General features: G+C 33.6%; 12 protein-coding genes and 1 pseudogene. 4 read left to right on the plus strand and 9 right to left on the minus strand.

The window, feature by feature from the left end; all coding sequences use genetic code 11:
* Positions 1-87: 87 nt before the first annotated feature.
* The 5 genes from AAGD87_RS00325 to rseP are packed head-to-tail and all read right to left on the minus strand — an operon-like array spanning position 88 to position 7,458.
* Positions 88-2,961 (minus strand): FAD-dependent oxidoreductase, encoded by a 2,874-nt coding sequence (locus AAGD87_RS00325; protein WP_264339532.1) that lies wholly within the window; start codon positions 2,959-2,961, stop codon positions 88-90.
* A 45-nt stretch (positions 2,962-3,006) separates the two neighbouring features.
* Positions 3,007-3,438 (minus strand): 3-hydroxyacyl-ACP dehydratase FabZ, encoded by a 432-nt coding sequence (gene fabZ, locus AAGD87_RS00330; RefSeq protein ID WP_341817622.1) that lies wholly within the window; start codon positions 3,436-3,438, stop codon positions 3,007-3,009.
* A gap of 4 nt (positions 3,439-3,442) precedes the next feature.
* Positions 3,443-3,994: an OmpH family outer membrane protein gene (locus AAGD87_RS00335; RefSeq protein WP_341817623.1), complete on the minus strand. Its 552-nt coding sequence runs from the start codon at positions 3,992-3,994 to the stop codon at positions 3,443-3,445.
* Positions 3,995-6,331, minus strand: coding sequence for an outer membrane protein assembly factor BamA (bamA, locus tag AAGD87_RS00340; RefSeq protein ID WP_253303390.1), 2,337 nt, complete (start codon positions 6,329-6,331; stop codon positions 3,995-3,997). It lies immediately after the preceding gene.
* Positions 6,332-6,339: 8 nt separating this feature from the next.
* On the minus strand, positions 6,340-7,458 hold the full coding sequence (gene rseP, locus AAGD87_RS00345; protein ID WP_341817624.1) for an RIP metalloprotease RseP: 1,119 nt from the start codon (positions 7,456-7,458) through the stop codon (positions 6,340-6,342).
* Positions 7,459-7,557: 99 nt separating this feature from the next.
* Between rseP and AAGD87_RS00350 the strand changes: the two genes are divergently transcribed.
* The gene (locus AAGD87_RS00350) at positions 7,558-7,836 is read left to right on the plus strand and encodes a succinate dehydrogenase assembly factor 2 (protein WP_006279484.1); all 279 of its coding nucleotides are present in this window, start codon (positions 7,558-7,560) and stop codon (positions 7,834-7,836) included.
* Here the strand turns inward: AAGD87_RS00350 and AAGD87_RS00355 are convergent.
* The 3 genes from AAGD87_RS00355 to AAGD87_RS00365 form a co-directional block, all read right to left on the minus strand.
* Positions 7,811-8,137, minus strand: a complete 327-nt coding sequence (locus tag AAGD87_RS00355; protein WP_010082086.1) for a cell division protein ZapA — start codon at positions 8,135-8,137, stop codon at positions 7,811-7,813. The genes AAGD87_RS00350 and AAGD87_RS00355 overlap by 26 nt on opposite strands.
* Positions 8,138-8,209: 72 nt before the next feature.
* The gene (locus AAGD87_RS00360) at positions 8,210-8,488 is read right to left on the minus strand and encodes an HU family DNA-binding protein (protein ID WP_010963035.1); all 279 of its coding nucleotides are present in this window, start codon (positions 8,486-8,488) and stop codon (positions 8,210-8,212) included.
* 29 nt (positions 8,489-8,517) lie between these two features.
* Positions 8,518-10,170 carry a 30S ribosomal protein S1 gene (locus tag AAGD87_RS00365; protein WP_341817625.1) on the minus strand — a complete coding sequence of 551 codons (1,653 nt, stop codon included), beginning with the start codon at positions 10,168-10,170 and terminating at the stop codon, positions 8,518-8,520.
* Between the two features lie 139 nt (positions 10,171-10,309).
* Here AAGD87_RS00365 and trmB point away from each other — a divergent pair, with 139 nt between their 5' ends.
* A complete protein-coding gene (trmB, locus tag AAGD87_RS00370) occupies positions 10,310-10,975 on the plus strand; it encodes a tRNA (guanosine(46)-N7)-methyltransferase TrmB (protein WP_012673367.1) in 666 nt (221 codons plus the stop codon).
* 475 nt (positions 10,976-11,450) lie between these two features.
* On the opposite strand, the gene AAGD87_RS00375 is transcribed toward trmB, so the two are convergent.
* Positions 11,451-12,098, minus strand: a complete 648-nt coding sequence (locus AAGD87_RS00375) for a heme exporter protein CcmB (RefSeq protein ID WP_010963039.1) — start codon at positions 12,096-12,098, stop codon at positions 11,451-11,453.
* 106 nt (positions 12,099-12,204) lie between these two features.
* Here AAGD87_RS00375 and AAGD87_RS00380 point away from each other — a divergent pair, with 106 nt between their 5' ends.
* Both AAGD87_RS00380 and AAGD87_RS00385 read left to right on the plus strand, forming a co-directional pair.
* Positions 12,205-12,597: a TraR/DksA family transcriptional regulator gene (locus AAGD87_RS00380; protein ID WP_010963040.1), complete on the plus strand. Its 393-nt coding sequence runs from the start codon at positions 12,205-12,207 to the stop codon at positions 12,595-12,597.
* 296 nt (positions 12,598-12,893) lie between these two features.
* A pseudogene (locus AAGD87_RS00385) lies at positions 12,894-14,029 on the plus strand (transposase).
* Positions 14,030-14,164: the final 135 nt, after the last annotated feature.

Genomic DNA, 14,164 nt, shown 5'->3' on the forward strand with positions numbered 1-14,164 from the left:
TGCATAATTTATTTTTAATTTGTGCACGAGCGTTAGTAAATTATTTACTTTTTGAAATAAAATTTGGCATCACTTTAATATTGAGACTTAGTAAACCTCAGTAGGTCTGCCAGTTGGGCCCATAAGAATTATTTGCTCGCCTTCTCTTAAGTGTCTGCATAAATTAGTGGAGCCGCCGATTTCCAGCACAATAGTGGAAATAATTCCTTTTTTTTTGTCTACTTCAGTGCCAGTCACAGCTATACCTTCCATAGCAAGGTTAGTTTTTCTGCTATTGGTTTCAAAATTTTGCAACCTAAAAAATTGTCCAGGTTTAAAATTCTTTGCCGCAAGAGGTGCTTTAATCACTATTTCTATCACTTTATCTGTTAAATATTGAACTTTTATGACTTTTGCAGTGAATTGCTCTTTGATTCTATTAAATAATTCTTTATTAGCCAGGTCTTCAACACTTGACCACGCATTTTTTTTCTGGCCCACAACATCACACACTGGAATGACAGAAACGAAGCTATTAACTCCACTCAAAAGCTGAGAAATAATAGGGTAGCCGTTCTTAGCACTTGCCATAGCTTTTACGACGCTGCCGCTATACGAAGGATGAAGGTCACCAAAAAAGCTAATTGTTTTATTGCCTTGCTTGTATACTAATATTCTGTCTTTATTTTGCATTTTAGGAGAAAATATTGGGTCTATTTCTTTTCCCAATGAATTCAATTGAGTAAAATACCCATTACTTAATTTAAAATGCTTTTCATCTTCTGTTGCAATAACCGTATTTGGCTCAGTACCTGCTGCTATAAAAATAGAACGTGCTTTTATACGTTTGATTTCGCCGGATTTTGTGTCTATCAGTTTTATTGATTCAGCATGGTTATATTTATCCGTCACAACTTCAACTGGCTCTAAGTTTTCAATAAAGTAAATTCCTTCTGACAGTGCATTTTGCACCTCTTCGCTATTTAATCGATAACTCGGTGAATCTTTTAGCTCTTTTCTATATATAACTTTCACTCCCCCGAGGCTCTGCATCAACTCTAATATTTTTATTTCTCTATTCTCTTTTTTTGCTAACTCTTGCTCTGCTTGGATCAACTTTGCGTGTGATATGAGCTCATTTGCAATTTTGTGTTCTTCTTCTGTCCAATCTTTTTCAACACAGTCCTTTCCATACTTATCAACTAATATCTCATAACGAAGAAGAAATTTTTCTACTTGAATTGGATAATACGCTAAAGCTTCAGTGGCAGTGTCAATCGCAGTAAGCCCCGCACCTATGACAACTATCGGCATACGAACTTGCAGATTTGCTATAGAATCAAATTTAAGAGCACCAGTCAGTTGTAACGACATAAGAAAGTCAGATGCCATACGTACTCCACGAGCTAGTATATTCTTTATTTTGATCATTCGTGGCTTGCCAGAGCCAAGTGCTAGGGCGATGTGATCAAAACCCGAGTTGAACGCGTCATCAACATTAATCGTGCCACCAAAACGAATGCCTCCATAAAGTGCAAAATGCTCACGTCTTTCCAGCAGTAATCTAATAATCTTTAAGTAATTCTTATCCCACCGAGAAGTAATACCATATTCTGCCACCCCACCAAACCCTCCTGCCGTGCGTTCACTCAATTTTTCGTGTTTGAAATCTTTAATTAGCTGGAAATTATCGATCAAAGGTTCAATCTTTAGTCCATCAATGGTGATAACGTTATGCCCATCATTCAACAAATGATGAGCTAAATTAAAACCAGCAGGACCAAGGCCTACAACTAGAACGTTTTTTCCAGTGTTTCCTCTTGGCAATGAACGCTGAAAATTTAAAGGATTCCAACGGCTGAGCAGAGAATATATTTCAAATCCGTACGGTAAACTGAGCACATCATCCAGAATCCTTGTTTCAATTGCTGGCACATTTACGGGTTCTTGTTTTTGATATATGCACGAATTCATGCAGTCATTGCATATTCTGTGTCCAGTAGCCGCGCATAATGGGTTATCTATCATCACAATTGCAAGACTTGCTATGCTGTACCCTTCGCTTTTCACCAGATTCATTTCTGATATTTTCTGCTCTAGTGGGCAGCCGTGCAGTTCAACTCTAAGTGGAGACTTTTTGAAAGTATTGTCGTTATTAATTAGCCCCTTTGAGCAGCTGTCCTTACTTTGCTTATGACAAAATATGCAGTAGTGAGCATTATCTAGTGCTTTATTCAAACTCACCTTTTTGCTTGTTAGATCAAAACCGTATCGTCTTTTTACTTCATTTGAATACAGCACTTCAACTTTGTCCACTTCTTTTTTAGAAAATGGTATGAGGTTTTCGTGGTCGATTTTTTTATGAATACTGAATAATATACTCTGTTTATTTTTTACTCTCCACACTGCATATTGTGCTGCAAGTTCTATTTCTTCTTTGTGATTTTCTTTATCTTCAAACCAATGCATCACCTGCTCAGCAAAATTTTTTTCTGTTGTTGGCAAAGTGAGAAAATGACTTAGTTTGTTAGTAATATCTATATTCGCCACATTAGTGTATTTCTTCAATGCATAGCGTTGGACAAATAATCTTTTGCACTTATATATTACAGCAAAGTCGTTGTGCTTTTTCTTTAGCTCCTCTATTTCTTTTTCAACATTGAAAAGTTTTGCAATAAATTCATCAAGTAAATATGAGAGGTCTACTATTAACTGACTATCTGTCATCCAAGTAGCTGACCGTCCTTCTTGTTTTCTAGATCCCAGTGTCAAGCACTGGGATGACGGGGGGTGACACTGGGATGATGGGAGGTGACACTGGGATGACATCGAAGAAGAAGCTGCTTTTTCTCTTGCTTCAATTAATGAACAAAACAAGCTCTCATCACATGATTTGATATAATTCAAAAATGTCTCATCTAATTTTATTAATCCATTGCGAGTATATAGATTAGAAAATGAGATGTTGAAATTCAGCTTCATTGCTATACTATACAGTGTACATGCTGTTTCTTACAGATGAAGATTTTATTTATTTTGCAATACTGCTGAGATTGTTGCTTCTGCAACTTTTTCTTCGCTAACAGATGCAATACACCTAAATTTGTGTACACCTAAACACACACTTTGAATGTTAGCTTGAAGAATCAATGTGTCCCCTGGAGTAACTAGCTTTCTGAATTTTGCATTTTCAATGGATCTCAAGTAAACAACTTTATTTTCTATTGTTTCTTTACCTAGAACACATATAGCAGATGCCTGAGCTAGAGATTCAATTATCAAGACTCCTGGCATTATTGGATGACCAGGGAAGTGGCCAATAAAAAATGGCTCATTGAGAGTCACATTTTTGATTGCTTTTATACTTTTACCAGGATCACACTCTATAACTCTATCTACTAAGAGAAACGGATAAGAATGTGGTAATATTTTTATAATATCACTGATATTAAATTGCATAAGCCTACTCAATGCCTTTCAAAGCAAATTCAGGTATTTTCTTGTTTATATTGTTTAATACCACATCTGATAAATCAACTTCATCCATGGAGTATAAAACTTGGTTCTTTTTTGAAATAAATAGTACCAAATCTATGTTGTTTTTTTCTGCCGTTTTTTTAGCGACTTCTTTTATCTTGTTAAAAACACTCTCTACTGCGTCTCTATAGCTTTCTTCTAAATGTAACATTTTTTTAGCGTAATTATCTCTAGTATTTACAGTGTGCTTATTAAACTGTTCTGTCTTTTCTTTTTTTGCTTCTTCTGACAAAAGTTCAAATTCTTCTTTTGATGGCTTAATTTTTTCTAACTCACTTTCAAATTCTTGTTGTAATCTAGAATTCTGCTCCTTTATTTGTTGTTGTATATTTTGCAGAGCAAGAGATTCATTGATGATTTTGTCACTATCGATAATTGCAGCTTTTGTGTTCTGAGGTTGATATCCTACAAACTTATACCCCACAAATAAGGAAATAATTAAGGCAATAACTGATATAAATAACTGTATATATTTCATTCAAATCCCCGCTTCAATAGAAAATTTAACATTTGGTGATGGTATTATATCATAAGATTCCTTTACTAAAGGAAACCCGAAATCCAATCTAAGTCTACCAAAAGGAGAAAGCATTGAAAAGCCAAAACCTGGTGACACTCTCACAAGCTTGCTATCGTAGTATTTCCCTTCATACTTCTTATTTTTATCATCTAAGCCAAAAAGTGTTGCATAGTCAACAAATAGTGAGCCTTTGATACCAGCATAGTCATATAGTTTTGGTAGAGGAAAATCCACTTGCTGTGTTAGATTAAAATAAGTTTTGCCTCCTAATGAGCTTTTATTTTTGTCTTCTGCTCTTGGTCCAATACCGGAAAGGTCAAACCCTCTAATCTCATTACCCCCTTTAAAAAAGTGCTGGCCAATGTTTAGATTTTCATCAGTATAAGAAAAAATATGACCTGCCGCCATCTTAAAGCGTAGCGTTATATCATCGTCAATTTTGCTTAATATAGGGTGCGTATAAAAAGATAAGAATTCAGATTTTAGGAAATTCACGTTTCCTCCCAATCCTGAAATATCCTGACTTAAGCGCAGTAAATACCCTTCTTTTGGAGCATATAGATTATCCAGTTTATTATATGCCAACGTGTATCCCACTGATGAAATCTGATGTTTACCTTTTCGGTCCAGTATTATTTCAGAGATATCGGTGTCTTGTCCACCCTTATTATCCATGTGTATATGATTATACTTATAAGAATAGCGAAGGGAATTAGTTAAGTTCTCTGTGACTTTATATGATAACTTTGTAAAAAATCCCATATCGCAACTATCAAAAGTAGTGTTTGGTTTATCTTGTTTTTCATAAAATACACCCATGCCTAGTGACGTATCAGAATCGTTAAAATTATTTTCAACAAACTCTAAATCAGTAGAAAATACGTATTGACTTTTTTCAAGAGCAAAAGAGAGCTCTTTTCCAGTACCAAATAAATTACGGTCTTTGAGGTCAATTTTAATCAATGCTCCACCAGGAAGAGACACACCTCCTCCCAAATACAACGAAGTAGTGTTTTTTTCTTTAACACTTAAGTCAAGATTTACTGCATTATCATTAACTGCATAACTATTTACTTTCACTGTTTCAAAAAAATCACTACTCATTAGTTTTTTACGTGACTTTTGAATCTCAGATATATTGTACGCATCACCTTCTGCTACACTTAGCTTACTTCTGATCACTTTATCTAAAGTGCGATCGTTACCATCAATTGTAATTTGATTTATATAAATCTTTTTACCCGGCAGCACTCTGTAGGTTACATCTACAACATTGTCACGTTGTGCATACTCTGGATTAACTTTTGCAAATATATATCCTTTCTCATTTAAATATTTGTTTATTTTTTCTACTGTATTATTAATTTTAACTCTATTAAATATCTTATCGTTTTCCTCTGTTATAAAATCCAATATTTCTTCTTTTAGGCTCAAATCCTGAATTTCAGTTTCAATATTAACCTCATTATTTCCAAATAAATACTGCTGTCCTTCGTCAATCAAAAAAGTTAACTCTGTTTGATTGTTATTATCAACCTCAACAATTGGTTGAATATTATTTTGAATATATCCTTTAGATGAATAAAAATGATCGAGCAATTCTGTGTTAATCAATAGATATTGCGGTGAATAATGATTTCCGCCTTTAAAAATAGCTCTAAATAACTTACTAAATATGTCATTACTATGTCTTTTGATAACTTGCTCTAGCTCATTTTCAGAAAAGTTTTTATTGCCTATAAATCTTATATCCTTAATTTTAGAGGTTTTGCCTTCTTTTATTTTAAAAATTAGATTGACCCTATTGCCATCAAGCTTATTCAGGTCATATTCAATTTTAACACCAATCTTACCGTTATTTCTATAAGTAGTGACTAAATTCACTAAATCGTTTTGCAATTTTGTTTCAGTTAAAATAGTTAGCGACTTTGATTGAATCACATTACTTAGCAGCTCTTTGCTGTTAAATAACTTATTGCCTTTTAACACTACCTTGTTAATCAGTGGATTTTCTTGAATTTTTATTACTAAATTTTTTTTATCATCTATGTAAGCATTAACACTAGCAAATAACTTTGTTTTATATAGATCTTTTATAATTGAGTCTATATCATCGTCGTTTATATAATCACCAGATTTTAGTTTTATATAGAACCCTATTGTCTGGTTGCTTACCCTCTCATTACCAATACATTTGACATCTTTCACCTGCACTTTTTCCGCAGTTCCTAAAGCAACAAGCAGGGCAGGAAAAGAAATAAAAACCACTACCAGTATATAAAATAGCTTTTTCATATTTTATTTCAAAAAAGATCCCTAATATCATTTGACATTCCAGTTGCCATAAGCAAAAACAACACTAAAGCACCAAAAATAGCTGCATATTTTTGACATTTCAAGCTTAAATCCCTACGTATAACCGTTTCTATGATATAATGAAATAAATGCCCACCATCTAGCAGTGGTATTGGCAGCAAGTTAATTGCAGCTAAATTAGCTGAAATGATTGCCATAAAATATAGAACCATAATAAATCCCTTTTTAGCTGATTGTCCTGAATATTTTGCGATTTTTATTGGCCCACCTATTTCATTGATACTCCTTTTACCAACAATAATGTGAAAGAGAGCTTTGATCGTTAAGCACATAGTGTGGTAAGTTTCACTTACTGATAAGCTCACAGCCCCAAGAAAAGACGACTGCTTTAATGTATTGACTGAAATAATCCCTATAGTTTCTCTTTCTATTGTGTTGCCAAAAACGTCTTTGTCCTTGATTATTAATGGAGTTAAACTGGTCCTGTGCTTCTCATTATTTCTGCTATACTCAATCTCCATTCTTGTTTTAGGATTCGACATTATCACACGTGAAATATCTTCAAAGTATTTTATTTTATGCTCATTGATTTGTGTAATAGTGTCACCTGGCAACAAACCAGCTTGCTTAGCTGCACTACCTTCGATTACATTTCTAATCACCGGTGGAGTGCGATAATAACCTGCTATGCTAAAAAATATTGTAAAAGCTATAACAGCAAATACCATGTTTGCAAAAGGCCCTGCAAAAACTACTGCTGCTTTTTTATGCCGCGGTTTTGTATGAAATGAATACAACTTTTCTTCTTCGGTTAAATTTTGTTGATCAGCTGGGACACTTGCTGCATTGTTGTCCCCTAGCATTTTAACATAACCACCCAATGGAACAACGCTTAATTTCCATCTAGTTCCAGACTTATCGTTAAAACCAAAAATTTCAGGACCAAAACCTATGGAAAAAGATTCAACTTTAACTTTGCATGCTTTGGCAACAACATAATGCCCATATTCATGCACGAATACTATGACAGAAATTATTAAAGAAAATGATAAAAAATAATATATTCCATCGCTAAATTGATGGATAAGATTAGAAATTAATTCCACCTGTATATTTAGATCTTAACAAAATGTTAAGTATATTAAAATGCGCCTCGCTTGACAAGTATTTAGTTTAACTTTTAAATTAAAAAAAGTTTAATTGTAATGACAGATACCTCACTACTCAGAAGAAAATTAATATATAGAAGCTGGCATAGGGGTTGCAAAGAAACCGATATACTTTTAGGGCATTTCGCATTGAAATATCTTGATAAATTTTCCTTAAGCGAACTAATCGAATACGAAAAAATAGTTGATCTTGATGATTACGAATTATATTGTTACATAACTCGTAAGACAAACCTCCCTCCTGGCTTGAATAGTCAGATAGTCAATTTAATTGCTTGCTTTATTGAAGCTAATCCTTTATGCACTCAAGATTAGTGATAATCTTATTTACCTTATCTAGTACCTCAGTATATTCTATTCTTTTCTCGTTTCTATACTTTTCGCGCTCTTGATTTACTTCATCTAATCGCTTTGTTAATTCTAAAATTTTATCCTCAAGAATTAGTGCTGCAAGTAAGAAATTTAATGCATCCGAACCCTTACCTCCAGTTTTTTGAGATACAGAACTAACTAACTTGTCAAAACTATTAGCAAGGCGTAATAAATGATTCCCCTTCCCACTTTCGCAAGATATTTTATATGTGTTATTACGTATAACTATTTCTACTACTTGCATATGGTGCTAAAAATTTCTATCGTACAGTATAAACTCAAACCCCTACTTTCATCTTATTTATGGTATAAATTTTTATTCATTTATCAAATCAGATAATTTTTTACTGCTACGAAAATATGTTTTAAAGTATTGATTCTTTGTAAACTTCTGTAACATTAAATGGCTTGTTTCTTTCAAGTTATAACTTCTAACTGAAAAAGAACCAAACCCCCTAATTTCAACTCTATTATGATGTTTCAATGTGCTTGAAAGTATCCCAAAAAATCTATCAACTATAGCTGCTATAACAATCTTATCTAAAAAAGGATGTCTTTTTGCTACCCTCGCTATTATATCAGACTTTGTTGCCATTTATATGAAGCCAAAATAAGTAAACCTTATCACTTAGCAGATAATGCTATGTTATATTCTTCAACACCCAATACTTCAACTTCTATTTTTTCTGATATAGAGAATTTTTTATTCTCTGGTAAATGCTCTTGATCTATTAGAAGGGTTACATCGTTCTCAACTTCAACGACTAGTCCATTATCTTCTCTCTTACCTACAATAACCTGTATTTTATCACCTACCTTAACTTTCTTTATCAGTTCTTCAAGAGGATCATACTCTATTTGTTTTATTCCAAGATAAATTCTTGCCCGATTCACGTTAGCCCTTATTACTTTTGCTTCTATTTTATCACCTACATTATACTTCTTTATCTCATCTGAACCATTTTTAGACCAACTAAAATCTTTCACATATATTGTCCCTTCTACGTTCTCATCTATTTCAGAATCACCGAAAGCAACAGATACATATGAGCCGGTATTATTCTTCACTTCACCAGAAACAATAGAACCAGGAGGATATTTATTGATAAATACTTGCCAAGGGTTGTCTACACACCTTTTCATGCTTAAACTCATCCTACTCTTAGCAATGTCAATACTGAGAATTTTTACATATACTTCTTGTCCCCTTGTTACGAGACTACTAACTGGTAAATTACTCTTAACCCAAGTTATTTCTGACGAGTGCACTAAACCTTCAATTCCAGGTCTAAGCTCAACAAATAATCCATAATCTTCTATGCTTGTTACATAACCCTTATGCACACTATCAACTGGATATTTTGACTCTGCATCTTGCCAAGGGCTATCTTCTAGCTGCTTCACACCCAAGGAAATTTTAGCATTTTCCTTATCTATTTTTATAATTTTAACTTTTATAGTCTGACCACAAGTAAAAACTGCAGACGGATGACTTACCCTACTCCAAGAGATATCTGTAATATGTAACAATCCATCTATAACTCCCACTACATCTGATTCATGAATACCGACAAATACACCGTAATGAGTGATACTTTTTATTTTCCCTTCTATTATATCGCCTTCATTTAAAGATTCTAAAAATTTAATTTTTTCACCAGCGTGCAATTTTTCTAACACCAGCTTTCTTGATACTACAATATTGCCCTGCTTCTTATCCATTTTAAGCACGATGAACTTTTGTTCAGTTTCAATAAGGTGCTTCGCATCTTTTACTTGCTTCAAATCCACATGACTCAGCGGTAAAAAAGCGCTTATTCCGTCACCAAGATCAACAATAAAGCCACATTTAATTGAGCGTTTAATAACTCCGCTTACTTCAGCCCTTGTAACTGTATCTTCTTCCAACTTATTCCATTTTTCGTCCCTAATTGCTTTTTGACGACTAAGAACAACATTACCATGATAATCTTCAATTCTTTCCACATAAACTCTGATTTTCGAGCCAATAATGACCTCATCATTACAACCGAGTTCCTTGATCAGAATTCTCCCGTCAGATTTTAAACCAATATCAACCACAACGTCGTTAGGGTTTATTCTTGTAATTACACCTTCTACCACATCTCCTTCTTTAATTTTGTTAACAAAAGAATCTTCAAACAAGGTATTATCTTGATCCTCAAATTGGCCTTGACATATCTCTTCTATAAATTTGTTTGATGATAGCTTTCTGATAGTAACCGGTAGATTTACGACTGGATTATTATTATTCATACCTTTAACTTAAACTTTATTAGAACTCATATATTATATAATATTAACAATTATTGACAAGTAATTTTTCATTAACTCATTTCGAGAATTGTTTAAGCTATATAAAATATAGTGAGAAAATTATATATGTATCAAGAATATGCTATTTAAGAATAGCAAGTGGATTAGATCGTTCTCCAGAAGGTCCAGGCTAAAACCTGATGTTGATGAAATATTGGAAAAATATTCTATTCAAAACAGCAAGGAATCTATAGAGAAAATTGTAAATTCACAAAAAAGAATATGGGTAGAAATAGGCTTTGGCAACGGTGAAAATATGCTTTACCAGGTGCTCAATGAACCTGATCTATTATTTATAGGATGTGAGCCCTACTTAAAGGGGGTTTCTCGCTTGCTAACAAACATAGAAATACAGAACATAAAAAATATTTTAATGTGGACAGAAGATGCAAGAGAATTGATTGCAAATTTTCCTGATAACAGTGTTGAAAGATTCTTTATTCTCTTTCCAGATCCATGGCCAAAAAGAAGTCACAATAAAAGACGATTAATTAATACGGAATTTTTAAATTTATTAGCAAAAAAAATACTTATAACAGGGGAAATATTCATTGCAACCGATCATCAGGACTATGCAGAGTGGATAGCATCACATATAAAGCAGTGTAACTCTTTAATCTATAGGGAAGACGATTTCACAAGTTATACTCTTACAAAATACCACAGAAGAGCGCTCAAAGATCAGCGTAAAGTGAGGTTCTTTAAAGTAAGTGTTATTAATAATTTGCAGACTATGGATCAATAGAGTTTTTGCATATCTCTTTTACGTTAACTATAGATTAAAAATAATAAAAAAAGAGGGAGAAATAGAGTAAATTCCTTTAACTACTTCTCCTTATGAAGGAATAGACTTCTTGCATAACCCAAACTAAGTAGAAAAAGGTATCATCCAAGTAGCCCCTTTCTCGTCATGCCGCTGCGAATCGTCATACCGCCGCGGCGCTAACACGTAGCGGGATGATGAGGCTTATCGTCATGCCACCGCGAACCGTCATACCGTCACGGTATCTCTTAGCCGCTAACAAGTAGCGGGATGACGGTTGTCAGGTTAGCTGTTATCCCAGTTTTTGACACTGGGATGACAACGAAGGGCTACTTGGATGACAGGGAAGGATGCTGGAATGAAGGTTTTTCAAATTGTCGATAAACCTAAATCTATAATAACTATTTGCCTTTTTTCTAGGTTATGCAAGAAGTCTACTGAATAACAGTAAGATTTTTCAATCCTGTTCCACAGCAAATTTTAGTGCCATGTGAGTAGTTATGGTGCTGTTAACAATCAAAATAACAAAAACTAAGATGGTGATTAGTAGTGTATAAATATTCAAGGATAAATTTTCAAATTGAGTTAGCATTTTAAAATACACAAAGGTTGGCATTATCATTGGCAAAACAAGAATTTGCGATACTCCTGATGCTAAGTTGTTTTGACCAATCATCAATGCATTTCCAGTAGCTGAAATATTAGTGATTATCAGCGTATTAAATAATAAAGACACTCCAACTGCTATTGAGTGTTCAATACTATTGCCTAGAATTGCAAAGCTGAATATGGAAGAAATTACTGAAATCGGTAACCCAAATAATAACCAGTGAGCGAAAATTTTATAAGCAACTATAAGCCTAGAAGAGAGTGGCTGTACAAAGATTTGCTCTAATATTCCATCATGATAATCAGATGTAAACAAATTATTTGTAGAAATCTGCAAAACAAATGTAGCACATATCCATGTTAATGTTAACATAACTTCTTGTTTATTGTTGTTTTTAAGTGTAAATGAAGATAAACTTAACATTATGATAAAAATACATACTATATAGGTAAAGTTCTTATCATCTATTACTAATTTTTTTACTGAGTCGATCATACTAGGCTTTTAAATGTTTATTATAAATTATAGTGTTTACTTTGAGGTAGTATAATTTTTTGTTCATAAATTATATAGGTTTTATTATTTTTTTGATAATGCAATTATGGAAAAGTTACCAAAAATAAAGTCACCAGAAGATTACACTCCTTCAGAAGATGAAGAATATATGAGCGTAAAACAACTGGAATACTTCAGCTTAAAGTTACAATCAATACTCGCTGAGTTAGAGAAACAAGAACTAGAAGATAATAGTATTGATACATACTATTCTGATGAAGATAGTGGAAACGAGGAATTAATCAAGCGTCGAAAAGATAGAAAAGAAAAAATTAAGGAGGCGTTAGAAAAAATAAAATTAGGCACTTATGGTTACTGCGATGGAACAGGAGAAGAAATAGGAGTCGAAAGACTTAAAGCTAATCCGCTTGCTATATATTGTATTGAAGAGCAAGAGAGAGTAGAAAAAGAAAAGAACGTGTACAACATTAACGATTAATTTACACATAAGTGGTGAGCCCATTGGACTTCAAGAGGAGCAAGAGGCGCTGAAGTATGTTATGCTATAAAGAAAGTGGAAAATTGGACATTCTCAACTTGACTCCTGCAGATTAAAAATTAAGTTGTATCCGTTCAGGCAATGGCGTCAACTTAAGGAAAAATGTCAGAGATTGTGTATAAAATTTCTCTCTAAATTTTTTATCATTAAATTATCCAAAGAGTGCAAGGGACAGCACTTTTGTTTCTGTTTTATTTCAACAAAGAAGTCTAAAATGTGTCCTTTTTAGGTGAAATATGCAAAAAGGAAAAAACCTTATTCTACAAATTAAAAATATAATATACTCGAAAACTTTTCAGAAAATCCATTGTGTTGAGTTTTACACGAACAAGCTTTTTCGACAGTATTTTCTATGATTTTAAAGTTAGTTAAAAAAAGTTTGGGAATAGAATGTGAACTTATGGAGCCATTGACATGTACCCTCAAAGCAAGCTTTTTCTAAAGCAAGGTATAAGATTTGCCATACAGGCTTTCAAGAATTTAAGCATCCAAACAGCCTATCAGGATGAACCTGAGTTGGAGAGGCTATAGACTTATTGCAGCAGATGGTTCTGGTATGAGATTACCCAGCTCTGGGGAAATTGTATCCGAGTTTGAACCAAATGGAACAACAGGCACCATTGGCAATTTGTTTGTTGATTTGTGTACTTCATTGATTTGCAGTGCTCGTCTTGCAGCTTGGAATATAGGTGAACAAACGTTGGCGGCAGAGCAATTACCCGAAGTTATCACTCAAATGCGTTTATTAAATCAAGAGAAATTATTATTTATCTATGATCGTCTTCAGTAAAATTCATTCAGCAGCATTATGATTTGGAAGTAGATTTTATTTTTTGCTTGCAAAAAAGAAATTATAGTAAGCTATGGGAACGCTGGCGAATTAGATTTTGATTTTATATTAGAAAATGAAAAGCTAAAAAATAAAATGAAAGGACAGAAAGTAAGAGTTATAGTGCTGACATTAGCCAACTGAGAAACAGAGTTTTTGACCGAGAATTTGGAGCAAAGCTTATGTGTTAAGGTGGCACATAGAGGAGTGCTATAAACGACTCAAAGTAGGAGCAGAGTTAGAGAATTTTTCTGGAGAGGCTGTATTACAAGAATTTTGGGCAAACTTGGTCATGTGCAATATATTATCGCTTCATATATGTGATGCACAAGGGCCTTGGAACCCAGATCAAATTACTGAGTATCGTTTAAATTTTTCAGTTTTATTTGGTGTAATGAGGCAGAAACTCTATCAGGTACTTATTGCGCCAAAAAACTTTCAAGCCCTTTTTAAGTATACGCGCTAAAGTTAAAATCCGACCGGGACAGCCGCAATAAAGTAGATAAGCCTAAACGCCATCATGTCTTTAGGAGAGTTTGCTAATGAAAGTTCTTAAGTTGACGCCATTGGCTAAACGGATACGGAATGACACCATCCTTTTTTCTGGATTCCAGACTGGAATGACACCTCTGGACACTTCCGTTGTAAAGGAACCAGTGTCAGCTACTCGGATGACAC

Origin of the sequence: Wolbachia endosymbiont (group A) of Pherbina coryleti (assembly GCF_964026875.1) — a bacterium.
Lineage (GTDB): Bacteria > Pseudomonadota > Alphaproteobacteria > Rickettsiales > Anaplasmataceae > Wolbachia > Wolbachia pipientis.

What these genes read in the sequence shown, in the direction of transcription:
- AAGD87_RS00335 (WP_341817623.1), bottom strand. Translation starts at nt 3,994, where the DNA reads ATGAAATATATACAGTTATTTATATCAGTTATTGCCTTAATTATTTCC.
- AAGD87_RS00355 (WP_010082086.1), bottom strand. Translation starts at nt 8,137, where the DNA reads ATGCAAGTAGTAGAAATAGTTATACGTAATAACACATATAAAATATCT.
- AAGD87_RS00325 (WP_264339532.1), bottom strand. Translation starts at nt 2,961, where the DNA reads ATGAAGCTGAATTTCAACATCTCATTTTCTAATCTATATACTCGCAAT.
- AAGD87_RS00360 (WP_010963035.1), bottom strand. Translation starts at nt 8,488, where the DNA reads ATGGCAACAAAGTCTGATATAATAGCGAGGGTAGCAAAAAGACATCCT.
- AAGD87_RS00365 (WP_341817625.1), bottom strand. Translation starts at nt 10,170, where the DNA reads ATGAATAATAATAATCCAGTCGTAAATCTACCGGTTACTATCAGAAAG.
- AAGD87_RS00380 (WP_010963040.1), top strand. Translation starts at nt 12,205, where the DNA reads ATGGAAAAGTTACCAAAAATAAAGTCACCAGAAGATTACACTCCTTCA.
- fabZ (WP_341817622.1), bottom strand. Translation starts at nt 3,438, where the DNA reads ATGCAATTTAATATCAGTGATATTATAAAAATATTACCACATTCTTAT.
- trmB (WP_012673367.1), top strand. Translation starts at nt 10,310, where the DNA reads ATGCTATTTAAGAATAGCAAGTGGATTAGATCGTTCTCCAGAAGGTCC.
- AAGD87_RS00350 (WP_006279484.1), top strand. Translation starts at nt 7,558, where the DNA reads ATGACAGATACCTCACTACTCAGAAGAAAATTAATATATAGAAGCTGG.
- bamA (WP_253303390.1), bottom strand. Translation starts at nt 6,331, where the DNA reads ATGAAAAAGCTATTTTATATACTGGTAGTGGTTTTTATTTCTTTTCCT.
- AAGD87_RS00375 (WP_010963039.1), bottom strand. Translation starts at nt 12,098, where the DNA reads ATGATCGACTCAGTAAAAAAATTAGTAATAGATGATAAGAACTTTACC.